Raw genomic sequence first — 22,956 nt, forward strand, 5'->3', positions numbered from 1 at the left:
CGAGTACGGGTCCTGGAAGATCATCTGGATCTCGGAGCGGATCGGCGCCAGCTCTTTGCGCGAGGCGTGGCTGATGTCCCGGCCCTGGTAGGTGATCGTGCCGCTGGTCGGCTCCATCAGCCGGGTGATCAGCCGGCCGGTGGTCGACTTGCCGCAGCCCGACTCGCCGACCAGACCGAAGCTCTCGCCCGCGTGCACGGTCAGGTCCAGGCCGTCCACGGCCTGTACGGCGCCCACGGTACGGCGGATCGGGAAGCCGCCCTTGACCGGGAAGTGCTTGGTCAGCCCCGAGACCCGCAGCAGCGGCTCCCCGTCCGCGCCGGCGCTCTTCTCGCGGGGGGCCGGGAGGACCAGGTCCTCTTTCATGACGGTGTCCTCCTATGACCTAGCCCAGTCGGGGCTTGATCTCCTCGACGAAGATGGTCCGCTTCTGGTCGGCGGTGAGATGGCAGGCCGACGCCCGGTCCGGGCCCAGCAGCGGGCGCTCGTTCACACAGCGACCGGCGCCCGCCACCCGGTCCTGGAAGGTGCAGCGCGGGTGGAAGCGGCAGCCGGACGGCGGGTTGAGCAGCGAGGGCGGGGATCCGGGGATCGGGGACAGCTGGGCGTGCGGGTCGGAGTCGAGGCGCGGCATCGAGTTGAGCAGACCCCAGGTGTAGGGGTGCTGGGGCGCGCGCAGCACCTGGTCCGTCGTGCCGCGCTCCACCGCGCCGCCCGCGTACATCACCATGATGTCGTCGGCCATGTCGGCGATCACGCCGAGGTCGTGGGTGATGAAGACGATGCCGGAGCCGAACTCCTGCTGGAGGTCCTTGAGCAGGTCGAGGATCTGGGCCTGGACCGTCACGTCGAGGGCCGTCGTCGGTTCGTCGGCGATCAGCAGGTCGGGGTCGCAGACCAGGGCCATGGCGATCATCGCCCGCTGGCGCATACCGCCGGAGAACTGGTGCGGGTAGTCCCCCGCGCGCTCCCGGGGGTTGGGGATGCCGACCTTGCCGAGCATGTCCACGGCGCGCGCCCAGGCCACCTTCTTGGCGGCGCCGGTGTGCTTCATGTACGGCTCGGCGATCTGCCGGCCCACGGTGTAGTACGGGGAGAGCGCGGTGAGCGGGTCCTGGAAGATCATGGCGACCTTGTTGCCGCGCAGCTTCTCCATCTCGGACTCACGGGCCGTGATCAGCTCCTGGCCGTCCAGCAGGATCTCGCCCTCGACCGTGCTGAACATCGGGTTGTGCAGGCCGAGGATGGTCAGGTTGGTCACCGACTTGCCGGACCCGGACTCGCCCACGATGCCCAGCGTCCTGCCGCGCTCCAGGTCGAAGGAGAGCCCGTCCACGGCCTGGACGACGCCGTCCTCGGTCTTGAAGCTGACGTGCAGGTCCCGTACCGAGAGCAGGGGCCCGGTGCCGGCCGGGTTCGGAGCGCCGGCTTCCTTGGTGAGAGTGGTCACGACAGTGCTCCTAGGCGAGCCGCACGCGCGGGTCGATGAAGGCGTAGGCGGCGTCGACGATGATGTTGAACAGCAGGATCATGGTGGCGGAGAAGAGCATCACGCCGAGCAGCAGCGGAAGGTCGCTGAAGAAGACGGACTGCACGGCGAGCTGGCCCAGGCCCGGCAGCGAGAAGGTGTACTCGGTGATGATGGCGCCGCCGAGCAGCGAGCCGAGGTCGATGCCGAAGATGGTGACGATCGGGATCAGCGAACCGCGCCAGGCGTAGCGGAAGAAGACGTACCGCCGGGACATGCCCTTGGCGCGGGCGGTGCGGACGTGCTCCTCCTGGAGCTGTTCGATCATCGAGGACCGCGACATACGGGTGTACTGCGCCGCGAAGATCGTGGAGAGGACCACCCACGGGATGATCAGTCCCGCGAACCAGGTGGCGGGGTCCTTGGTGAAGTCGGTGTACGACGGCTTGTCGAACCAGTGGGTCTGGTAGACGAGGATGGCCAGCGCGAGCGGGCCGAGGAAGTAGATCTGCAACGCGCTGACGATCATGGCGCCGCCGGTCGCCGCCTTGTCGATCAGCGTGCCGCGCCGCCAGGCGGCGAGCAGCCCGGTGCCGAGCCCGACGATCAGGAAGCACACGGCCGCGCCGAGGGTGAGCGAGACGGTGGTGGGCAGCCGGTCCATCAGCGTGCCCCAGACCTGCTCGTTGGTGTGGTACGAGTAGCCGAAGCAGGGGGCGGGGCACGGGCCCTGGGCGAACTGGTCGCTGCCCATGACGAGGTTGTGCAGGAAGATGCCGTACTGCTCGGGGATGGACTTGTCCAGGCCGAGCACGTGATGGATGTTCGCGATGCTGTCCGGGTTGCAGGTCTTGCCGCACATCAGCAGTGCCGGGTCCCGGGGCACCCCGAAGAACAGCAGGAACGTGACGATGCTCAGCAGGAACAGGATGACGACGGCACCGATGATCCGGCGGACGAGGAAGCGCAGCATGACAGGTGGCAGCTCTCAGACGTCGGCGGTCCGGGCGGTACCCGGCGCACCCGTGGGGTGAGGGCGCGCCGGGTACCGGCGGTGGACGGTTACTTGATGTAGAGACGACGCGGGTCGATGCCGCCGATCACGTCGTCGTAGACGAGCCCGCCGACCTTGGACCCGGCGATCTGGGTCTGCTTGTAGTAGGCGGTCGGGACGACGTTGACGACGTCCTTGACGATGTACTGGTCGAGCTTCTCCCACTCGGCCGCCGACTTGACCGGGTCGGTGATCTTGTTGATCCGGTCGATCTCGCTGTTGACCTTCGGGTCGTTGACCTGCGAGTAGTTCTGCGCGCCGTCGGCGATCACGCGGCCGTCGTACAGCGGCGGGATCACGGTCGAGGCGGACGGCCAGTCGGCGCCCCACGCGGTGTGGAAGATGTCGTAGGTGTTGTTCAGCTTGGAGACCTGGTCGTAGAAGGTCTCGGCCGGGATCTCCTGGCGCTGGACGTTGAAGCCGGCCTTCTTCAGGCCCGCCGCCATGGCGGTGGAGTACTGCTGGCCCTCAGGGGTGTTGATGTAGCCGAAGGTCAGCTTCATGTTGAGCTTGCCGGCCTTCTTCAGCAGTTCCTTGGCCTTCTCCGGGTCACCGGCCGGCTTCTTCTTCTTGCCGAACGGGTCGAAGGCGGAGTCGTAGCCGGAGACGGTCGGGGAGATCAGCCCGCCCGCGACCTCCATGGCGTCGTTGCCGCCGTAGGCACGCACGAAGGGGGTGATCGGCAGGGCGTAGGCGATGGCCTCGCGGACCGTCTTGTCCTTCATGGCCGGGTGGCTCATGTTGATGTTCATCTGGCCCACGTACGGCTGGTAGCCGGAGACAGTGCGGGACTTGAGCTTCGCGTCGCGCAGCACCTGGGACAGGTTGCCCGCGTCCACCTGGTTGTTGAAGCTGACGCCGGTCTGGTCCGCGCCGCTGTCGGCGAGCAGGGCCTTGGTGGAGGTCTCGAACTGCTGGTTGAACGTGATGTTGAACTTGTCCACGTACTGGTGGCGGATCGGGTCCGTCTTCGGGTCCCAGTTGGTGTTCTTGACCAGCACCATCGACTTGCCGGACTTGAACGACTGGACCTTGTAGGGGCCGGTCGTGACCGGCGCCTTGTCGTACTTCTCCTTGGTGTCGCCCTTCTCCGAGACCACCGCGTAGCCCGCCATGGCCAGCGCGTAGGGCAGGTCGGGGTGCGGGGTCTTGAAGTGGAAGACGATCGTCTTGTCGTCCGGCGTCTCCAGCAGGGAGCCGGGCAGGTGCTTGCCGTTGTACGGGCCGTCCTTGAGGAGCTTGCGGTAGGCCGTGCCCGGGGTGTCGGCCAGCCACTGCTGGAGGTAGGTCGGGCCCTGGTTGATGAAGGGCGCGAACAGGCGCTCGACGGTGTGCCTGACGTCCTTGGACGTGATCGGCGAGCCGTTGGCGAACTTGATGCCGTCCTTGAGGGTGTACTTCCAGGTCTTGCCGCCGTCGGTGGTGGTGCCCGCGTCGGTGGCGAGGTCGCCGACCACCTCGTGCTTGCTGCCGTCGCCGCTGGTGGCCTTGTAACCCGTCAGGCCGCGGTGGATGAGGGAGGCGAGGGAGCCCTCGTCCGAGACGTAGATCTGGGCCGGGTCGAGGTGGGCGTAGCTGTCGCGCTGGAGCACCTCCATCGTGCCGCCGGACTTGGCGCCGGGCACGTCCGCGGCCGGGCCGGTGGAGTCGGCGGCGTCGCCGAACCTGATGGACGCCTGCTGCCGCTTGGCGTTCTCCTGCTGCTTCTTGTCGTCGCCGCTGCCGTCGCTGCCGCCCTTGCTGCAACCGGTGAGCACAAGCGCTCCGGCCGCGAGCACGGAGAGTGCGCCGTAGACATGGCGTCCGCCCCTACTCATCACGAAGATTCCCACCCATCTGTGTGTCACCAGTGCGCTGTGTGTGTCACCAGTGCGAAAAGAAAACTGCGGTAAGCGCAGTCGGAGAGAACGGAACTGACGTCCCGTGTGATTGCGGTGCTGAGGTCAGCGCGCGGTCTTGGGATCGAATGCGTCTCTGACCGAGTCCCCGAGCAGGTTGAACGCGACGACGAAGATGATCATCGAGATGCCGGGGAAGAACATGTAGGTGATGTCGTTCTGCATCACCAGTTCGGTGGACGCCTTGGAGAACATCTGCCCCCAGTCCGGCGTCGGTTCGACGATGCCGACGCCCAGGTAGGACAGGCCGGCCTCGGCGGTCACGAAGCCCGGGAGCAGGTACGTCGACTGCACGAGCAGCGGGGTGACGATGTTCGGCAGGATCTCCTTGCGGATGATCCGCCACGGCGAGGCCCCGCTGACCTTGGCCGCCTCGATGAACTCCCGTTCCCGCAGGGCGAGTGCGGTGCCGCGCAGCAGGCGCCCGAGGCCCATCCAGCCCAGGAACCACTGGACGAGGATCAGCGCCACCACCCGGACGTAGGTGGGGGTCTCGTCACGGGGGCTGACGAACAGCGAGACCACGACCGGCATGCTCGCGATGAAGAACAGCTGCGCGGGGAAGGCGAGCAGGAAGTCGATGAACCGGCCGAGGAAGTAGTCGGTCTTGCCGCCGACATAGCCGGCGGTGACGCCGAGCAGAATGCCGGTGACGACCACGGCGAGGGTGACGGCGACCGAGATCATCAGCGAGGTGCGGATGCCGTAGATCAGCTTGGTGAAGACGTCGTAGCCGTTGCCGGGTTCCAGGCCGAACCAGAACTCGCCGCTGATACCGCCGTTGGGCTGCACCGGCACGCCCGCGCTGTCGAACAGCTCCGGGCGCTCGTCCGCGTACACCGTGTACGGGTTCTTGCCGTAGAGCTTGGAGATCAGCGGGGCCAGCAGGCCGACCAGGAAGAAGAAGCCCACGACGTAGGCCGAGATCACGCCGGTGCGGTCTCGCTTGAATCGCGTCCACATCAGCTGGCCGGGTGACCGGCCTTCGAGCTTGACGGTGTCGCTCTTCGTCTCCGGCTGCGGTTCGCCGTCGACGACGACCGACGTCCCGCCGCCCTCAATGTCGATAGGACTTGTCACGGTTCGTCCGTTTCACAGGTATGGGTGTGAGAGGTGCCCGGGCATGCCGGGGCCGCGCGGAACCGCAGTCGGACGCGCGTAGTTCTACAGCCGAATCACACCGCTGGAAGCGACGAACTGACCCACCTGGTGCTTGTGACACCGCGCATGGGGGGTTCCTCCTCATGACTTCACGTGTTCACCAACAGGAGGGGGTTACCGTCTACCCTCCGACACCCCTGACGGAGGGTCAGACACCCCCTGGTGCTCGTGAGTCGGCGCGCTGTCCCCACAGCACGAGACCCATTGACCCGAGCGCTACGCGGCTAACTATCTGCCATGAGCCAGGTGGCGACCACCGTCTTTAAATCTCAATTCAGTCACGGCTGCGCCGGAGAACTTCCAAAAACTGGACAAACTGTTCGAGGGGAGAAGGCCACGAAACGGACGTGTTACATGGCTATCGGTCCAGGATCTCCGCATTTCGGACACCGAACCCCGGGTGTTCGATCATCCGTCACCGGAAAACGGGTTGAAAAAAGCCCGGGTCCCCCCAACGGGGGGGACCCGGGCTCAAATGCCCCTCGGTCAGCCGTGCTTGGCGCGGCTCGCGGCGCGGGCGCGTTCGCGCTGGTCGAGGTTGACCTTGCGGATGCGGACGGCCTCCGGGGTCACCTCGACGCACTCGTCGTCGCGGCAGAATTCCAGCGACTGCTCAAGCGACAGCTTGCGCGGCGGGACGATCGCCTCGAAGGAGTCGGCCGAGGACGACCGCATGTTGGTGAGCTTCTTTTCCTTGGTGATGTTGACGTCCATGTCGTCGGAACGGGAGTTCTCGCCGACGATCATGCCCTCGTACACCTCGGTGCCCGGGTCCACGAAGAGGACGCCGCGCTCCTGGAGGTTGGTCATGGCGAACGCGGTGACGGCGCCGGAGCGGTCGGCGACCAGCGAGCCGTTGTTACGGGTCTGCAGCGCGCCGAACCAGGGCTCGTGGCCCTCGTGGATCGAGTGGCCGATACCGGTGCCGCGGGTCTGGGTGAGGAACTCGGTACGGAAGCCGATCAGACCGCGCGACGGCACGACGAACTCCATGCGGACCCAGCCGGAGCCGTGGTTGGACATGTTGTCCATCCGGCCCTTGCGGACACCCATGAGCTGCGTGACGGCGCCCATGTGCTCCTCGGGCACGTCGATCGTCATGCGCTCGACGGGCTCGTGGACCTTGCCGTCGACCTCCTTGGTGACCACCTGCGGCTTGCCGATGGTCAGCTCGAAGCCCTCGCGGCGCATCTGCTCGACCAGGATGGCCAGCGCCAGCTCACCGCGGCCCTGCACCTCCCAGGCGTCCGGGCGCTCGGTGTCGAGCACGCGCAGCGAGACGTTGCCGATCAGCTCGCGGTCGAGGCGGTCCTTGACCTGGCGGGCGGTGACCTTGCGGTCCTTGACGGCCGCCTTCGCGTCGGCGCCCTTGCCGGTGCCGCCCCGGCCGACCAGCGGCGAGGTGTTGGTGCCGATGACCATGGAGATCGCGGGCTCGTCGACGGTGATCAGCGGCAGCGCGACCGGGTTCTCCGGGTCCGCCAGCGTCTCGCCGATCATGATCTCCGGGATACCGGCGACCGCGCAGATGTCACCGGGGCCGGCCTTCTCGGCGGGCTTGCGGGTGAGCGCCTCGGTCATCATCAGCTCGGAGATGCGCACGTTCGCGATCGTGCCGTCGCGCTTGATCCAGGCGACGGTCTGACCCTTGCGCAGCTCGCCCTGCTCGACGCGGAGCAGCGCGATACGGCCGAGGAAGTTGTCCGCGTCCAGGTTGGTGACGTGCGCCTGGAGCGGGGCCTCCTCGTCGTAGGTCGGGGCCGGGATGTGCGCCAGGATGGTGGAGAAGAACGGCTCCAGGCTGTCGCTGTCGGCCGGGACCGTGCCGTCGTCCGGCTTGGTCAGCGAGGCGATGCCGTCACGGCCGCAGGCGTAGACGATCGGGAACTCGATCTGCTCCTCGTCCGCGTCCAGGTCGAGGAAGAGGTCGTACGTCTCGTTGACGACCTCGTCGATCCGGGAGTCCGGACGGTCCGTCTTGTTGATGCACAGGATCACGGGCAGCCGCTGCTGGAGGGCCTTGCGGAGCACGAACCGGGTCTGCGGCAGCGGACCCTCGGAGGCGTCCACCAGCAGCACGACACCGTCCACCATCGACAGACCGCGCTCGACCTCGCCGCCGAAGTCGGCGTGGCCGGGGGTGTCGATGATGTTGATCGTGATCGGGTCCCCGCCGTCCTTCGGGTGGTACTTGACCGCCGTGTTCTTGGCGAGGATCGTGATGCCCTTCTCACGCTCCAGGTCGTTCGAGTCCATGACCCGGTCGTCGACCTGGTCGAGCTGGTGGGCGGCGAACGCACCGGCCTGCTTCAGCATGCCGTCGACGATGGTCGTCTTGCCGTGGTCGACGTGGGCGACGATGGCGACATTGCGAATGTCGTGACGTGTCGCGGACACAGTCATATTGCGACGTACTCCCGGAGTGTGAGGAAGGCCCTCTAGGTACGTCCGTGTGACGCGGGCCCTGCCGGGCTTGACATGCCACGGCCTCACCCCATGTTACGTGGCCCCGAGGGGGGAGGCCTCCGCAGGGCCACGCGGCCCCTCGCGCGGGGCGCTCCCGGCTCAGCTGTGCGAGGGGCTCGGGGCGACCTTCGCCCCCTTCTTCAGGTAGCCCATGTCCTCGTAGACCGGTGTCTGGAAACCGAACGCCCCGGCGTTGACCAGGTTCTTCCTCACGCCCACCAGCTGGGGCCGCTGGTAGAGCGGGATCGAGCCTGCCGCCGCCCAGATCCGCGCGTCGGCCTTGCGGATCAGCGAGCGCGCCTCGCCCTCGTCCAGGGTGGCCGCCGCCTGGTCGAAGAGCTGGTCGACCTGGTCGGTACCGACCCGCGTGTAGTTCTGTTCGACGTTGACGGACCCGTCGGCCGAGGGCACCGGCTTGGCGTAGATGGGGCGGGCGTCGGTGGCCGGGAAGGCGGAGGCCGGCCAGGAGTAGAGGGCGAGGTCGTAGTCCCCGGAGGCGATGTGGTCCTTGAAGTAGCTCTCGTCCGACACCTTGGTGATCGTCGACCGGATGCCGACCCGCTCCAGCATCGCGCCGATCCGCTCGGCGACCGTGTTCAGCGTCTCGGAGCCGGGCCCGGAGGGCAGCACGAAGCGCAGCGCGAGCGGCTTGCCGTCCTTGGCGAGCGGCGCGGCGGGGGCGGCGGCCGGCGCGGCCGTGCCCTTGGGGGCGTAGGCACCGGGCGCGCCGCCGTGCTTGCCCTCCTGCGCGAGGTGCCGCTCGCCCTCCTCGCCGCCCTCGTGCTGCTTGCCCTTGCCGTCCTCGCCGACGATGTACTCGCCGTCCGTGCCGCCCTCGGACTTCTCCTCGTCCTTCTTCCCGCTGTCGCCGCTCTCCGGTCCGGCCGCCTTCTCCCCCTTCTTCGGCTCCTTGACCGGGCCGCCGGGCACCCAGCCGGCGTCGGCGAGCAGCGCCTGGGCCTCCTTGGTGTCCTGGCCGCCGACGGCACCGCTGCCGTCGGCGTAGGCGGGCTGCCCGGACAGGGCGAGGTGGCTGCCGACCGGTACGGCGGGCAGCCCGAGCGGGGTGAGGACCAGCCGGGCCAGTTCGTCGCGGTCCAGCGCGCGGGCGACGGCCCGGCGGACCCGCTCGTCGGTGAGCGGGCCGGAGGCGCCGTTGAGGGCGAGCTGGGTGTAGGCGGGCTCCAGCGAGCGGCGGACGTCGAAGTCCTTCAGCTCCTGCTGCTCCTTCAGGTACGTCGTGACGGCCTTGGCGAGCTTCTCGCGCCCGGCCTTCACCTTCCCGGAGGGGAAGCCGTGCGCGAGCGCCCAGGAGCGCAGCTTCTTCACGGAGGTCTTGCCGCTGCCCTGGAAGGGGGAACCGCTCTTGCCGCTGACGGCCAGGCCGATCCGCTGGGCCTCGGCGGCGTCGATCTCGGCGAGGTCCACGCTGCCGTCGGCGAGCGCGCCGGCCCGCTTGTCGCGGGAGACGGCGTGCAGCACGATCTCGTTCAGCTTGGCCGGCTCGCCCCACCAGCGCGGGTTGCGGGTGAGGACCACGTCCTTCTTCGCGGTGTCGACCTTGCCGACCCGGAAGGGCCCGGCGCTGACGTTCAGCTTGCGCCGGGCGCCGTCGTTGAAGGCGTCCGGGGTGCCCATGACGTCCTTCGGGTACAGCGGGGAGAACAGCGACTTCCAGTCGGCGTAGGGGCGCGAGAAGGTGACCTGGACCTGGAGGTCGTTGGCGCCGCGCTCGATCTTGGCGATGCGGTCGTACCCGGCGTTGCGGGCGGTCCAGTAGGCGCTGTCCTTGCCGGACAGGGCGCGCCACTGGGCGACGAAGTCGGCGGCGCCGATCTCCCGGCCGTCGCTCCAGACGGCCTGCTGGTTCAGCTTGTACTGGACCACCTGGCGCGGTTCGGTCTCGATGACCTTGGCCGACTCCAGGTAGGCGGGGTTGGCCACCGGGCGGCCGTCGGCGTCGAGCCGGAACATCGACGGCAGCACGGCCTGGGCGACCCGGGTGGTGCCGGCGTCGGCGTCGGCCTGGAAGGTGTTCAGCGTCTCCGGCACGGCGTCCACGGCCCACTTCAGGGTGCCGCCGTCGGCGACCTTGTCGCGGGCGACGAGGGCGATGTCCTGGCCCGCGAGGGGCTTGCTGGGCTCCTCGTCGGAGCCGCAGCCGGTGAGCAGCGGCACCGCGAGCGCGCCCGCGGTGAGGAAGGCGACCGAGCGCGTGACCGCGCGCGGACCGACGCCGTCGTAGGACATCTCTGCTACCTCCGGAAGGCCGCGGGCTCTGTGCTCACTTGTGTCGGTATGTGGAGCTGATCACTTATGGCGGTATATGGAGCTGATCAGATCTATGCGGCCACTGAAGAGGAAAGGTTCCGGCGAGGCCGGGAGACACGGCGGGACGGGGCGCCAAGCCCACCCGTGCGGCGCAACACCCGGGGCAGGCCGCCCGGTCGTGCCGGAGCCGTGTGCGTGTGGGGCACGCCGTGACCGGGCACGACGACATCACCTCGGTCCAGCGGTGCCTGGACGACCTCCACCGCCCGCCGGCCCGGCCTCGTCACCCTCTCGGACACGCCCTGCGACATCACCCTGCGGACGGACTCGGACGACGAGGGCCTGGGCGCCCGCGACCGCGGCGCCCCCTCAGCTCAGCGCCCATCCGCGCCGATCCGCGCCGGTCAGTCCACCCAGTCCCGCCGGTAGGCGCGCCAGTCCGCCTCGGTGGCCGCGAAGTCGACGTACAGGGCGACCCCGAAGCGGGCGCGGCCGGCGTCGGTGCGGGACAGGCCCAGCCGGACCCCGCGCACGGCGGCCGGGACGGTCTCGGCGTGCGCCCGGTGCCCGAAGCGGTTCTCGTGGTAGAAGGGCAGGCCCATGAGCAGGTCGGTGGAGTCCGGTGTGACCTCCAGCGCGAGGCTGGTCTGCTGGGCGACATAGCCGCCGTACAGGCTCTCCAGCGGCTGCATGGTGTCGTACGACATCACCGCGATCTGGTCGACACGGCGGGCCACCTGCCCGAAGAAGGCCTGCGACCACCACTTGGGGTGGCCGGTGGTGGCACCCCAGAAGGAGTGGAAGGCGGGCAGCGGGTCGATCTGGTGGGCGGCGACGGAGAGCAGGGCGTGCCGCTGCCGGGTCAGGGCGCGCAGCCGGTCCAGCAGGGCGAGGTAGTCGCGGTCGCCGGAGTGCAGGGGCTCCAGGTCGAAGTGGACGCCCTCGAAGCCGGCGTCCAGGATCCGGCGGGCCGAGCCGAGGATCGCGGCACGGGTCGCGGACCGCTCCAGCCGCATCCCGTCCGGGCTCTCGGTGGCCAGCTCGTCCCCGAGCCAGGCCTGCACCCGGACGCCGGGCAGCTCCCGGTGCACGGCCGCGATCAGCCAACGCGCCTCGTGGTAGGCCGAGTCGGGCAGGCTCCCGTCGTGCTCCAGCGGCCCGGAGTGCACGTACAGATCCCGGACCCCGGTCCCCCGCAACCTCCGCGCGAGCACCTCGACGTCCTGGTCCCTCTTCCGCCCGTCCACCCAGGCATGCCCCAGCCAGAGAGCGTCCCGGTGCCGGGTACGGGTGCCGGCGGCCGGATCACCGCTGTAGTTGACACGCAGGGCGGCTTCGGCGGTGAGGAGGGGGAGCAGGAGGAGGGCCAGTAGGGCGGCGGACCAGCGGAGGAGGCGGCGGGGGGGGCGGCCGGGCGGGGGGGGGGCGGGGGCTTCGGCGGTGGGTGGGGGCGAGGTGGGCGCCTCGGGTGCGGGTGGGGGCGGGGCGTCCGCATCGGGGGGCGCGGATCGCCGGCGTTCGCCGGTGGGCCGTATGTCGTCGTCCATCCCGTCCGTCCTCGTGTCCGCTCGCTCCCCCACCCGCGTCCGTCCCGCTCGCGGTGCCGCCTACCGCCCCATACGCTCCGAAAGGTGACGTCCTCCCCGATCCGCGGCCGGCCCCGGCACGCCAAGGCGCAGATACCGGTGCGGGTGGCGCACGCCGTGCTGGGTGCCGTGGCGGGCGCCGGGTGGCTGATGTCGCCGGTGATGACGGTCGCGGCCGGTGATCCGGTTCCCGCACCCGGGGCCGTACCGGTGGCGAGTGCCGCCGCGCCGGAGCAGGACGAGACGTCCACGACCGACCTCGTGCTCCCCCTGGTGGCGGGCGGTGCGGCGGTGGTGCTGGCCGGCTACGGCTATCTGCGCCGCACCCGGCGGGCCCGCACCCGTACGACTCCGGGCAGGATCTCCGCGCAGCCGCCCGTCCCGTCGCCGGCCGACTCCGAACGCCAGGCGCGGGCCGCGCTGGTCCTGGCCGACGACTGCGTACGGACCAGCCGGGAGGAACTCTCCTTCGTACGCGAGCGGTTCGGGGACGAGGAGACCGAGCCGTACGCGGACGCGCTGCGGGCGGCGGAGACGGAGCTGGCGGCGGCGTTCGCGATCTGGCTGCGGTACGAGGAAGGGGTGGCGCAGGAGGCGACGGCCCGGCGGCAGACGCTGGTCGGGGTGGTCGGCCGCTGCGCGGAGGCGGGCCGCCTGCTGGACGCGGCGGCACCGGGCCTGGACCGGCTGCGGTCCCTGGAGTCAGACCTGGACGGAGCCGTGCAGACGGCCGAGGCCCGCTTCCGCGCCCTGACGGCCGCACCGGCCGCTCGCGGCGAGGAGGGCGTCACCGACCGCCTGGTCCTGGCCACCACCCACCTCAACGGGGCGCGCCAGGCCACCGACCCGGAGACGGCGGCGGCCCACCTCCGGGTGGCGGAGGGTGCCGTCGCCCAGGCGGACGTGCTGGTGACGGCGGCGGAGGAGCTGCTGTCCCGGCTGGACCGGGCGAGGCGCCTGATACCGCCGGCCCTGACCGACGCGGAAGCCAGACTCGCGGCGATCCGGGCCGCGAGGACACCGGTGGGCCTGACCGCCCGGCTCGCTCACGCGGACACCGTGCTGGCCGCCGTCCGCACCGAGCTGACCGGGGGTTCCTACGACCCGCTGGACGCCCTGCGCCGGATCACCCGGGCCATGGGACGGCTGGACGCGGCCCGGTCGGGCGTACTGGACACCGCCGCGCGGCTGGTGGCCGAGGCGTCCCTCGCCGGCGCGGAGTCCTTCGTCGCGGTGCACCGGGGCGCGGTGGGCGTGGAAGCGCGCTCCCGGCTGGCCGACGCGGCCGGCTCCCTCGCCGCCGACGCCCCGGAGCCGGCCGACACGCGTGCCCGCGAGTCACGGGAACTGGCGGAACGCGACGTACGGTCGGCCGAGTCGACGGCCACACCGACCGCCGTCCTGGCCGGCCTCCTCACACCGACCGACCCACCTGCCTACGGCGGCCCGGCAACCCGCGCCAGACACCGGTTCGCACCACCCTGACCGAGTCCTCGGCACGGGCCGAGCCGGGCGGGTGGGAAAAAATGTCAGAACAGGCTCAGCAGCGCCTCTGCCGGGTCGGTCAGGCCCTGGTCGCCGCCGGGCAACGGCAGCTCGAACCACACCGTCTTGCCGCGAGGCGTCCGCCGCGATCCCCACGCCGCGCTGAGCAGCCCGACCAGCTGCAGCCCCCGGCCGCCCTCGTCCGTGTCCCGGGCCCGGCGCCGACGGGGCTGGACCAACCCGGAGTCCCACACCTCGCAGACCAGCGTCCGGTCCAGCAGCAGCCGTAGCCGTATCTCCCCCTCGCCGTACCGCAGGGCGTTCGTCACCAGCTCGCTCACCAGCAGTTCCGTGGTGTCGACCAGCGGCTCAAGTCCCCAGCTGAGCAGTTGCCCGCGCGCGTACTCCCGGGCCCGCCCCACACTCCGCGGCTCGCGCGGCAGCGTCCAGTCGCCGACGGACTCGGCCGGCAGCCCCTGCACCCGTGCCATCAGCAGCGCGATGTCGTCCTCGCCGTGATGGGTGTCGAGGGTGCTCAGCACGTGGTCGCAGACGTCCTCCAGGGGCTGGGAGGGGTCGGTGAGGGCGCCGACGAACGCCTGGAGCCCCTCGTCGAGGGGATGGTCACGGGACTCGACCAGGCCGTCCGTGTAGAGCGCGAGCAGCGCCCCCTCGGGCAGCTCGACCTCCACCTCCTCGAAGGGCTCGCCGCCCACCCCGAGCGGCATGCCGGGCGGCACGTCCAGCATCAGCGCCGGCTCCCCGGGCTCCACCAGCACCGGTGGCAGATGGCCCGCGTTGGCGAACGTACAGCGCCGGGTGACGGAGTCGTAGACGGCGTACACGCACGTCGCGAGGTACACCTCGGACAGGTCGGCGTCCCGCGGCTGCCGTGCCGTACGTGTGGCCTGCTGGACGCCGCCCGGTGTGCCGAGGCCGCGCGCGATCTCGTCCAGCGCGGAGAGCACCTCGGCCGGTTCGAGGTCGAGCAGCGCCAGCGTCCGTACCGCCGTGCGCAGTTCGCCCATCGCGACGGCCGCCCGCAGACCGCGCCCCATCACGTCGCCGACCACCAACGCCGTACGGTGGCCGGGCAGTTCGATGACGTCGAACCAGTCGCCGCCGACCTCGGTCGCCGCGTTGCCGGGCAGGTAGCGGCAGGCGATGTCCAGTCCGGACGCCTCCGGGTCGCCGGGCGGCAGCAGGGACCGCTGAAGTATCAGCGCCCGCTCGTGCTCGCGCCGGTACAGCCGCGCGTTGTCGATGCAGACCGCGGCCCGCGCGGCCAGCTCGACCGCGAGGTCCCGGTCCCGCTCGCCGAACGGCTCACTGCCCTTGGTCCGCGCGAACCGGGCCAGCCCGACGACCGTGTCGTGCGCGACCATCGGCACGGCCAGCGTGGACTGCACGAGCCCGCCGTCCTCGCCCGGCACGACCCGGGGCCGCGCGGTGCGCAGCGCGGCGGCGCACGGCGAGCCGAACGCGAAGTGGTGGACGGCGCCCACCGCGACGTCGTCACCCGCACCGCTGAGGGGCACGTCGGCGACGGCGCTGGCGAAGGCGACCCGGCGCAGCTCGGCGCTGCCGTCGGCGAGTCCGGGCGGGGTCTCGTCGCCGGTCAGCAGTCCCTGGTAGAGGTCGACGGTGGCGAGGTCGCAGAACCCGGGGACGACCACGTCGAGGAGTTCGCGGGCCGTGGTCTCCAGGTCGAGGGAGTTGCCTATCCGGGCGCCGGCCTCGTTGAGCAGGGCGAGGTTGCGCCGGGCGGCGGCGGCCTCCCGGGCGGCGGCGCGCCGGGAGGTGATGTCGGTGCCGAGCCAGGCGATGCCGATGGGCCGGCCACTGCCGCTGTGCACCCGGTAGAGGTTGACGGACCAGTGCCGGCGCTCCTCGGAGCCGGGGACGAACCCGGTGACGTGCATGTCGGTGATGGACTCGCCGGTCTCCAGCACCCGCCGCAGGGTGGCCGAGACCCGCTCGGCCTCGCCGCGCGGCAGGTAGTCGTGAACTCCCTTGCCGCGGTGCTCGTCCGGGCCGCCGCCGAAGGTGGAGGAGAACCGCTCGTTGGCCCGGCGCACCCGCAAGTCGGCGTCGATGAAGAGGAATCCGAAGGGTGACTGGCCGAAAATGGCCTGGGACGCGGCGAGATCGGTCTCGATGCTGCGCAGCGTGCGGACGTCCACGACGACGCACACGGCCGCCTTCTCGCCCTCGGCGGTGCGGGTGGGCATCACGTAGACCTCGGCCAGTCCGTCCGCGCCGCGCGTGCCGTCCGGCCGGTCCGGCAGCCGGAAGGGGACCACCCCGGTCCACTCGCGTCCGTCGAGGATCTCGGCCATCTTGCGCTGGCCGCGGTCGCGCAGGTCGGGGTCGATGAAGGCTTCGATGGGGTCCGTGCCGACGGCGCGTTCGGCGCTGATGCCGAGGAGCTGCTCGGCGCGCAGGCTCCACTGGTCGACCAGGCCGCCGGGGCCGATGGAGAAGGACGCGACCTTGATGTAGTCGTAGATCGAACCGGGCGGGCTGCTCTGCCACATGGCGTCACCGGGCATCGCGGAGCCCTCGGTGACGTCGCCGGGCATCGCGGAGTTCTCGCCTGCGCCGCCGGACGTCGCGGAGTTCTCGCCGGCGCCGCCGGGCATCGCGGAGCCTTCGTCGGCGTCCCCCGCGGAGCCCGCCGCGGCCTGCCGCCTCGCGCCGTCCGACGGGTCCTCGGACTCCGTCGCCTTCGCTGGTATCTCGCTCACGCGAACCGTCCCCTCCAGCTCACCGCGTCCGGTACCGGTCACCGAAAGGCGGCTGCCCGCAGTATCCAGCACTACGGCGCCGCACGACACGGTGTTCACGATCACAGCTCGGTCCAGGTCTTTTTCGGACCGTTCCGCGACCACACTCCCACTCTTCTAACCAGGGAACACACCCGCGAACCACCCTTCGTGACCCTGTTCGCGGGACCGGGGCGCACGGTGGACGACGCACCCGCGCCTGTACACCCCCTGTGACACCCCCGGTGTCGTCCCCTATGACACCCCCGGCGACTTCACTGGCGGCATCCCCGCCGGCCTCCGCTGTTCACCGGGGCACCGTCAGTTCGAACCAGACCGTCTTCCCGTCGGTACCGGGCCGGGTGCCCCAGCGGCGCGCGGAGCCGGCGACCAGTTGGATTCCGCGCCCGCTCTCGTCCTCGGGCCGGGCGACGCGTTCGCGGGGCGGGTCCGGGAGCGGGTCGGAGACCTCCACCCGCAGCGCCCCGTCGAGCCCGGCCGGCCGCACCAGCCGTACCCCGATGGGCCCGGTGGCGTGCCGCAGGGAGTTGGTGACCAGTTCGCTGACCAGCAACGCGGTCAGATCGGCGACGCAGTCGAGGTCCCAGCCGTGCAACTGGCCCCGCACCGCGGCACGGGCGGTGCGCACGGCGCCCGGTTCCGCGGGAAACGACCACTCGGCGCAGTCGCCATCGGTGTCGATCACGCCGATCACTTCCCAGGCCAGCGAGCCCACCCATGTCCGTTTTCATGGGGTTAATGGGCACATACCCGATTCCGGGTAGCCGCTACCGTGCAGATGGGCGCACTGTGGCACGAACGGCGTAGGAGGCGCACGAGGGGCCGCACCCGAGCGCCGGACGACTCCGCGCACACGGGGTCAGAAAGGGGCGAGTCGCTCGACCTCGCGCACCGCCGGCACGTCCTGGTCGAGCCAGGGCACGTCCCAGAGCGCGGCCGGGGCCAGCCAGCGCAGTTCGTCGTGGTCCTGGAGCGGTGCGGGGGCCCGGGAGCCGGGCAGCAGGCGGGCGGTCCACACCCACAGGACGTACGGCTCGCGCAGCGGCCACTGTCCGGGTACGCGCTCGACCGGCTCGGCGTCGACACCCAGTTCCTCACGCAGCTCGCGCGTCAGGGCGTCCTCGGGCCGCTCACCGGGCTCGACCTTGCCGCCGGGCAGCTCCCAGCGTCCGGCCAGGCCGGCGGGTGCGCTGCGGCGCGCGGCGAGCAGCCGGCCGGAGTCGAGCAGGGCGGCACCCACCACCACGAGGCGTTCGGACCTGGACGTCATGGGGCGGAGCCTACGGGAGCCCGCGACGGGTCACACGGGAGCCCGCGGCCGGTCAGTTGCGGACTCCGTCCCCGTTCTGCCCGAGGCGCTCGACCCAGTAGAGCTGTTTGTGTCCCCGGCCGTCGAGGCTGTCGGCGATCTTCTGAGCCTCGGCCCGGGTCGCGTACCGGCCGACCCGGTAGCGATTGCCGTTGTCGTCCTGCCGTATCACGATCCAGGGCAGGGAGACCGTCCCCTCACTCATGGCTCCCACCGCCCCAGGCACCGCTTCTCGCACCGCACCGCCCTCCCTCACGCCCGGCCGCTCCCCCACAATGCCCCAAGGAAACCGCAATCCGCATATGCCCGAGCGTACGCCCAACCTTTACGCAGCGAATACGCCTTTTCACAAAGAGGTACGCAACCAGCCAGAACGCCGGGGGCGCACAAGGGCGAATGCGCCGCCCCCGGAGGCACCGGCGGGGGTCAGCGCGCTGCGGAGCACACGGGCGCCACCAGGGAGAACGGCCGGATCGCGGCGCCCCGGCGGGCCGGATCACCACCCGCGCCGGGGGCGCTGCCCGCGAAGGGTGTGCGCTACCTCACTTCGGGGGCGCGCGGAACGCGACCAGGAACCCGGGCGATGGGCCGCCACCGGGAACCCAGGCGATGGGCCGCCACTGATAATCCAGATGACGGGTCGCCACCGGGATTTCAGATGACGGGACGTCACCGGGAATCCAGGTGCCGGGGCGTCATCTGACATGTGGTTGACGGGCCGTCACTTCACCGCCAGGTGATACGCGACCCGGTACCGGTCCGCCGGGATCACCACGTCGGCGGTCTCCACCGGGCGGCCGGAGGCGAAGTAGGTGCGCTGGATGACCAGGACGACATGACCGGGGACGCCACCGAGCACGTGCAGTTCCTCGGCAAGGCCCGGCCGGGCGCCGACCTCCTCGGTGACGTTGTCCACGATGACGTCGATGGCCCGCATCCGCTCGACCACGCCCATCCCGCCGAGCGGACCCTCCTCGGGCAGCATCACCGGGGTGCGGCCGGTGACGGCGAGGGGCTCCCAGGAGGTGGAGAGCATCATCGGCTCACCGGCCTCCCGGAACAGGTACCGCGTGCGCATGACGCGGTCGCCGGTCTGGATCGCGAGCCGCTCCGCGATGGCGGCCCCGGCCGGGGCCTGCTCGCTGCTGGACTCCCAGGTGCCGCGCGCGCCGGCGTCGGCCTGCTCCTGCCGGAAGGGGGTCGCGCCGCCGGACGGCCGGTATCCGGAGCGGGCCACCCGCCGGGGCACCGGGCGCTCGCGCACATAGGTCCCCGAGCCCGAGCGGCCCTCGACCAGGCCCTCGGCCATCAGCACCTTGCGGGCCTCCAGCGCGACGGTGTCCGAGACGCCGTACTCCTCGCGGATGCGCGCCTGGGAAGGGAGGCGGGTATGGGGCGCCAGCGAACCGTCGACGATCTTCTTGCGCAGATCACCCGCGACGCGCAGGTACGCCGGCTGCTCACCGAATGTCACTGGCCGCTCCCATCAGGTTGTACAGACAGCAACAGCGTGGCAACCGTGGGTTGTACCGTGCAAGCAAAGGCCAGAGAATCACTCGATGTGATGACAGCACGGCCGGAAGGGCTTTACGCAGGGGCTTTCTGCCTATAGAGGTGCTCGCGCCGAGGCCCGCTCACACCTGACGGGCGTGGCCGGTGGGGGCCAGGGGGCGGGGGGCCGGCACCGGTACGGTGCTCTCCGGGGGCGGCGGCACGGCACGGACCGGTGTGGCCGGGCCCCCGGACCGACGTACGACCGCCAGGCCCCCGGGGCATGGCGTGCACAAGGGGGAGTTGAGGGTGGGGAACCCGACGGGGACCAGCACGGACGGCAGGATCGTCCAGGCGGTGAACGCGCTCACCGCGCGATGGGCGGCGGCCACACAGGGGCAGGGCGGCACGGTCTTCTCGGCGGCCGGGGTCTGGCCCCTGCTGGCCTTCTTGGCCGACGGCGCGGCGGGCCCGGCGCGGGCGGAGCTGGCGGGCGCGCTGGGCGTACCGGCCGACCAGGCGGCGGGCGCGGCACAAGAGTTGCTGGCGGCACTGCGCTCGGTGAACAGCCTGGACGCGGCGCTCGGCCTGTGGACGCACCAGGGACTGCCGCTGCGTGAGGAGTGGCGGGCGGGGCTGCCGGCCGGCACGCAGGGGGCGTTCGGGGACGACCTCGTCACCGCGCAGGAACGCCTGGACGCCTGGGCGTACGAACGCACCGGCGGTCTGGTCGAGCGGATGCCGGTGTCGCTGACCCGGGACGCGCGGCTGGTGCTGGCCGCCGCCCTCGCGCTGGGCACGACCTGGCGGCAGCCGTTCGCCGAGGTGCCGCTACGACCGGACGCCGGCCCGTGGCAGGGCCGTACCCTGCGCGGACTGCACCGGCGCAGCGTGCGGCCGGACCGGGTGGGCGTGACCGGCACCCCGGACGGCTTCGTCACCGCGCTGACGGTCCCCGGCGACAACGGCGTGGACGTCCACCTGGTGCTCGGCGAGGAGCGCATGACTCCGGGCCAGGTCCTCACGGCCGGGGTCGGGGTCGTCCAGCGCGCGCTGCCGCTGACCGGCGGCGGCTCGCTGCCCCTCGGCCATGTCGGACCGGGCCTGTTCGTGGAACGGCAGCCGGCCGCGGAACCGGAACCGCTGACGCTGGACGTGCGGACGGTGGCGTTCGAGGTACGCGCCGACCACGATCTGCCGTCCCTGGCGGGCCTGTTCGGGCTCACGGCGGCGACGGACCCGCGCTACGGCCACTTCCCGGGCGTCAGCGAGGCCCCGCTCGCCCTGAGCGCGGCCCGCCAGTCGGCACTGGCCCAGTTCGGCGCGCGGGGCTTCCGGGCGGCGACGGCGACGGCCGCCATGGCAGCGCCGGGCGGCGCGCCCCCGCCGTACCGCTACGAGACCACCGTCGTCCGATCCCTCTTCGACCGCCCCTTCGGCTTCCTCGCCGTCGACCGCGAATCCCGGCTGATCCTGCTGGCGGGCTGGGTGACGGATCCGGCACCGGGCCGGTGACGGGGTTCCCGGGGACGGTACCGGGCATCTGACGGGCGCGGGCGCACTCACGGGGCCGGGACGGAGCGGCGGTCGCGCCGGCGAGTAGGGGTACGGCCCACATGACGTGGCCGGGCCGGAGCACATAGCCCTGTCCACCGGGTGCGCGCCCATACGATACGGCGGCGCCACGACGATCCTCGAAGTCCCCCTGCGGACCGGCCACATAGCCGAAGACCTCTCTCCCTTTGCGCCGCCCCAGTCCCTTCGCGACCTGTCCGACCTGGCACGGGACGGCGCCCGCCAGGTCACCGCCCTCGACGGGCCCCGCGCCCGCGGCGAATCCCCTCAGACGCGTGGTGGAGTGGGAAACCGCGGAGCGGGGTACGCAGCCGCAGAGCCTCGGGCTTTCCGCGCCGCTGACAGGACCTCTACTCGGTCGGGGCACACACCACAGGGAGCCCGTCGCGATCCAGCACATCCAACCGCGCCCGCACCCCCGCCTGCCGACGACCTGGGTGTGATGGCCGCCCTGAAAGAGGTGGACGACGCGGGTTGAACCGGAACTCAGCTACGGCGGAGCTGAACGCCGAAAACAGAGATCCCACGTGCGAAAACCGAGGTTTAACGTAGGTCATCGTCCCAGCGCACCGGACACTCACCGATCAGTAGTGGTACCGGGCAGCGAGGATGACGATCTCATCGTCCGTCACCAGATAGACGAGGCGGTGCTCCTCGTCGATCCGTCGCGACCAGGCCCCCGGCAGGTGATACTTCAGCGGCTCCGGCTTGCCTATGCCCACGAAGGGGTCACGCCTGACATCTTCGATGAGCTTGTTGATCCGGGCGAGCGTCTTGCGGTCGTTCTTGAGCCAGGACGTGTAGTCCTCCCAGCCCTGATCCTCGAAGACGAGCCTCACGCGGTACCCGCACCTGCGTCCGGCGACTCGGGATCGATCAGCTCACGCTCCGACACGTTGATGTGCGACAGGGCGTTCTCGTACGCCTTGAGCAACCGCCGGGCGTTCGCCGGCGAGCGCAGCAGGTAGGAGCCCTCGCGCAGCGCCATGTAGTCCTCGGCCGAGACAAGTACCGCGTTACCGTGCTTGGAGACGATCTCGATGGCCTCATGATTCTCGTTGACCTTTTTGATCAACGGAAACAGTTCCTTGCGCGCTTCACTCGCAGTGATGGACATGACCTCAACCCTCCCATCAAGTGGTACTCAATAACGTACCACTCTTGGTGTCATCCGAGAGGGAAACCGACTGATGGTGCCTCAGCTGATCTAGCACCCATCCAGCACGGGGAAAGGCCAGGGGACCACCTCCGGAGAGGTGGACCCCATCTGACCTGCATCTTTGTCGCGTCAACGACGTGGTGTCATTTCATCCGCTCAGACGTTGAACCGGAACGCGCAGCACAGGACTCCCACCTGCGGAAACATGGTCCTGAGAGGTCCGAGTCAGCACAGAATGAGCACGGGATCACCTCATCCATCACGCGAGAGCTTCGAGATCCACCGTGCAGGTGAGCGGGTCCACGCGACCGAAGGGGCCGTCCGACTCCACACGGAACTCGTAGACCTTGGGCAGCTCCGAGGAGAACAATTGATGGCCCACGTCCATGACGAGGAGGATGCGGCGCGTTGGAGGCAGGGTCGCGATGGGGCGACCAACAACGATCTGGACCGGTAAGTCGCTCGCGGCCGGATATCAGGTGGGGGGCTGGTCGTGGTGCGGCAAGTCGCCGATAGTCCTCCGGCGGGGATCGTTGGCTCTCCGGCCTCAGCTGCGGGCCGCTACGGTTGAGCCATGACCGCACTGCCCGACTGGATGCGCCCGCCTCGCGCGGAAGGCTGGTACGCGGAGGACTTGGACCACCTCCCGGAAGCACCGCGCCACACCGAGCTGATCGACGGAGCCCTCGTCTTCATGATGTCCCCTCAGCGGTCGTGGCACGGCCGTCTCGTCACCGCGCTGACCACCGCACTCATGGCGCAGGCACCGACGGGCTTCGAGGTCGAGCGGGAGATGACGATCCGCCTCGACGCCCGCAACCGCCCCGAGCCGGACCTCCTGCTGACAGACCTCCCCTACGATCCCGACCGCACGTGGTACGCCCCGGAAGACGTGAAGCTCGTCGTGGAGGCCGTGTCGCCCGAGTCCGCCCACCGGGATCGCACAGTCAAGCTCCGCAAGTACGCCGAAGCCGGCATCCCGCATTACTGGCGCATCGAGGACGAGGACGGGGCACCGGCCGTGCACGTATACGAACTCGACGAGCCGACCGCCACCCATGTACCCGTAGGCATCTTCAGAGGCTCACTGCACCGCCCGGTGCCCTTCGAGATCAACCTGAACCTCGACAAACTCACACCGTCCCGAAGCGGCTGAAAAGTCAGCACCAAGTCAGCACGGGAATCCGGAAGGGGCCGGGCTCACCAGAGCCCGGCCCCACCTGACCCGCCTATTTGACGAATTCGCT

At 70.5% G+C, this 22,956-nt stretch carries 19 protein-coding genes; 3 read left to right on the forward strand and 16 right to left on the reverse strand.

Annotation, left to right across the window (positions count from 1 at the left end; genetic code table 11):
* From NX794_RS14125 to NX794_RS14160, 8 genes are all read right to left on the reverse strand, one after another.
* Positions 1 to 366, reverse strand: a 366-nt coding sequence (locus NX794_RS14125) for an ATP-binding cassette domain-containing protein (protein WP_258778858.1), incomplete at its 3' end; no start/stop codon positions are given.
* A gap of 19 nt (positions 367 to 385) precedes the next feature.
* Entirely contained in the window at positions 386 to 1,450 is a 1,065-nt protein-coding gene (locus NX794_RS14130) for an ABC transporter ATP-binding protein (RefSeq protein WP_258778859.1), read from the reverse strand.
* Between the two features lie 10 nt (positions 1,451 to 1,460).
* On the reverse strand, positions 1,461 to 2,441 hold the full coding sequence (locus tag NX794_RS14135) for an ABC transporter permease (RefSeq protein WP_258778860.1): 981 nt from the start codon (positions 2,439 to 2,441) through the stop codon (positions 1,461 to 1,463).
* A gap of 89 nt (positions 2,442 to 2,530) precedes the next feature.
* Positions 2,531 to 4,339, reverse strand: coding sequence for an ABC transporter substrate-binding protein (locus tag NX794_RS14140; protein WP_258778861.1), 1,809 nt, complete (start codon positions 4,337 to 4,339; stop codon positions 2,531 to 2,533).
* A gap of 126 nt (positions 4,340 to 4,465) precedes the next feature.
* Entirely contained in the window at positions 4,466 to 5,500 is a 1,035-nt protein-coding gene (locus NX794_RS14145; protein WP_258778862.1) for an ABC transporter permease, read from the reverse strand.
* Positions 5,501 to 6,067: 567 nt separating this feature from the next.
* Positions 6,068 to 7,984 (reverse strand): translational GTPase TypA, encoded by a 1,917-nt coding sequence (gene typA / locus NX794_RS14150; protein ID WP_258778863.1) that lies wholly within the window; start codon positions 7,982 to 7,984, stop codon positions 6,068 to 6,070.
* A 162-nt stretch (positions 7,985 to 8,146) separates the two neighbouring features.
* Positions 8,147 to 10,297 (reverse strand): ABC transporter family substrate-binding protein, encoded by a 2,151-nt coding sequence (locus NX794_RS14155; RefSeq protein ID WP_258778864.1) that lies wholly within the window; start codon positions 10,295 to 10,297, stop codon positions 8,147 to 8,149.
* Positions 10,298 to 10,722: 425 nt separating this feature from the next.
* Positions 10,723 to 11,865: a glycoside hydrolase family 18 protein gene (locus NX794_RS14160; protein ID WP_258778865.1), complete on the reverse strand. Its 1,143-nt coding sequence runs from the start codon at positions 11,863 to 11,865 to the stop codon at positions 10,723 to 10,725.
* 84 nt (positions 11,866 to 11,949) lie between these two features.
* Here NX794_RS14160 and NX794_RS14165 point away from each other — a divergent pair, with 84 nt between their 5' ends.
* The gene (locus tag NX794_RS14165; protein WP_258778866.1) at positions 11,950 to 13,389 is read left to right on the forward strand and encodes a hypothetical protein; all 1,440 of its coding nucleotides are present in this window, start codon (positions 11,950 to 11,952) and stop codon (positions 13,387 to 13,389) included.
* Between the two features lie 44 nt (positions 13,390 to 13,433).
* Here NX794_RS14165 and NX794_RS14170 read toward each other — a convergent pair whose 3' ends face one another.
* From NX794_RS14170 to NX794_RS14190, 5 genes are all read right to left on the reverse strand, one after another.
* Positions 13,434 to 16,136: a SpoIIE family protein phosphatase gene (locus NX794_RS14170; protein ID WP_258778867.1), complete on the reverse strand. Its 2,703-nt coding sequence runs from the start codon at positions 16,134 to 16,136 to the stop codon at positions 13,434 to 13,436.
* A 325-nt stretch (positions 16,137 to 16,461) separates the two neighbouring features.
* On the reverse strand, positions 16,462 to 16,890 hold the full coding sequence (locus tag NX794_RS14175) for an ATP-binding protein (RefSeq protein WP_258778868.1): 429 nt from the start codon (positions 16,888 to 16,890) through the stop codon (positions 16,462 to 16,464).
* Between the two features lie 144 nt (positions 16,891 to 17,034).
* Complete coding sequence (locus NX794_RS14180; protein ID WP_258778869.1) at positions 17,035 to 17,445, reverse strand: (deoxy)nucleoside triphosphate pyrophosphohydrolase; 411 nt, start codon at positions 17,443 to 17,445, stop codon at positions 17,035 to 17,037.
* 52 nt (positions 17,446 to 17,497) lie between these two features.
* Entirely contained in the window at positions 17,498 to 17,689 is a 192-nt protein-coding gene (locus tag NX794_RS14185; protein WP_258778870.1) for an SPOR domain-containing protein, read from the reverse strand.
* A 516-nt stretch (positions 17,690 to 18,205) separates the two neighbouring features.
* Entirely contained in the window at positions 18,206 to 18,958 is a 753-nt protein-coding gene (locus tag NX794_RS14190) for a GntR family transcriptional regulator (protein WP_258778871.1), read from the reverse strand.
* Between the two features lie 320 nt (positions 18,959 to 19,278).
* On the opposite strand from NX794_RS14190, the gene NX794_RS14195 reads away from it, so the two are divergent.
* On the forward strand, positions 19,279 to 20,490 hold the full coding sequence (locus tag NX794_RS14195) for a serpin family protein (RefSeq protein WP_428985903.1): 1,212 nt from the start codon (positions 19,279 to 19,281) through the stop codon (positions 20,488 to 20,490).
* Positions 20,491 to 21,134: 644 nt separating this feature from the next.
* On the opposite strand, the gene NX794_RS14200 is transcribed toward NX794_RS14195, so the two are convergent.
* From NX794_RS14200 to NX794_RS14210, 3 genes are all read right to left on the reverse strand, one after another.
* Positions 21,135 to 21,389, reverse strand: a complete 255-nt coding sequence (locus NX794_RS14200; RefSeq protein WP_258778873.1) for a Txe/YoeB family addiction module toxin — start codon at positions 21,387 to 21,389, stop codon at positions 21,135 to 21,137.
* Positions 21,386 to 21,667 (reverse strand): type II toxin-antitoxin system Phd/YefM family antitoxin, encoded by a 282-nt coding sequence (locus NX794_RS14205; protein ID WP_258778874.1) that lies wholly within the window; start codon positions 21,665 to 21,667, stop codon positions 21,386 to 21,388. Before NX794_RS14205 ends, NX794_RS14200 begins: the two co-directional genes overlap by 4 nt.
* Positions 21,668 to 21,968: 301 nt before the next feature.
* Positions 21,969 to 22,097, reverse strand: a complete 129-nt coding sequence (locus tag NX794_RS14210; RefSeq protein WP_258778875.1) for a hypothetical protein — start codon at positions 22,095 to 22,097, stop codon at positions 21,969 to 21,971.
* A 186-nt stretch (positions 22,098 to 22,283) separates the two neighbouring features.
* On the opposite strand from NX794_RS14210, the gene NX794_RS14215 reads away from it, so the two are divergent.
* Positions 22,284 to 22,865 carry a Uma2 family endonuclease gene (locus NX794_RS14215; RefSeq protein WP_258778876.1) on the forward strand — a complete coding sequence of 194 codons (582 nt, stop codon included), beginning with the start codon at positions 22,284 to 22,286 and terminating at the stop codon, positions 22,863 to 22,865.
* The last annotated feature ends 91 nt before the right edge of the window (positions 22,866 to 22,956 follow it).

It is taken from the genome of Streptomyces pyxinicus, from assembly GCF_024753135.1.
GTDB lineage: Bacteria > Actinomycetota > Actinomycetes > Streptomycetales > Streptomycetaceae > Streptomyces > Streptomyces pyxinicus.

Coding starts and splice junctions, on each gene's coding strand:
- NX794_RS14160 (WP_258778865.1), bottom strand. CDS start 11,865: ATGGACGACGACATACGGCCCACCGGCGAACGCCGGCGATCCGCGCCC.
- NX794_RS14215 (WP_258778876.1), top strand. CDS start 22,284: ATGACCGCACTGCCCGACTGGATGCGCCCGCCTCGCGCGGAAGGCTGG.
- NX794_RS14140 (WP_258778861.1), bottom strand. CDS start 4,339: ATGAGTAGGGGCGGACGCCATGTCTACGGCGCACTCTCCGTGCTCGCG.
- NX794_RS14185 (WP_258778870.1), bottom strand. CDS start 17,689: ATGAGTGAGGGGACGGTCTCCCTGCCCTGGATCGTGATACGGCAGGAC.
- NX794_RS14135 (WP_258778860.1), bottom strand. CDS start 2,441: ATGCTGCGCTTCCTCGTCCGCCGGATCATCGGTGCCGTCGTCATCCTG.
- NX794_RS14210 (WP_258778875.1), bottom strand. CDS start 22,097: ATGGACGTGGGCCATCAATTGTTCTCCTCGGAGCTGCCCAAGGTCTAC.
- NX794_RS14155 (WP_258778864.1), bottom strand. CDS start 10,297: ATGTCCTACGACGGCGTCGGTCCGCGCGCGGTCACGCGCTCGGTCGCC.
- NX794_RS14180 (WP_258778869.1), bottom strand. CDS start 17,445: ATGACGTCCAGGTCCGAACGCCTCGTGGTGGTGGGTGCCGCCCTGCTC.
- NX794_RS14205 (WP_258778874.1), bottom strand. CDS start 21,667: ATGTCCATCACTGCGAGTGAAGCGCGCAAGGAACTGTTTCCGTTGATC.
- typA (WP_258778863.1), bottom strand. CDS start 7,984: ATGACTGTGTCCGCGACACGTCACGACATTCGCAATGTCGCCATCGTC.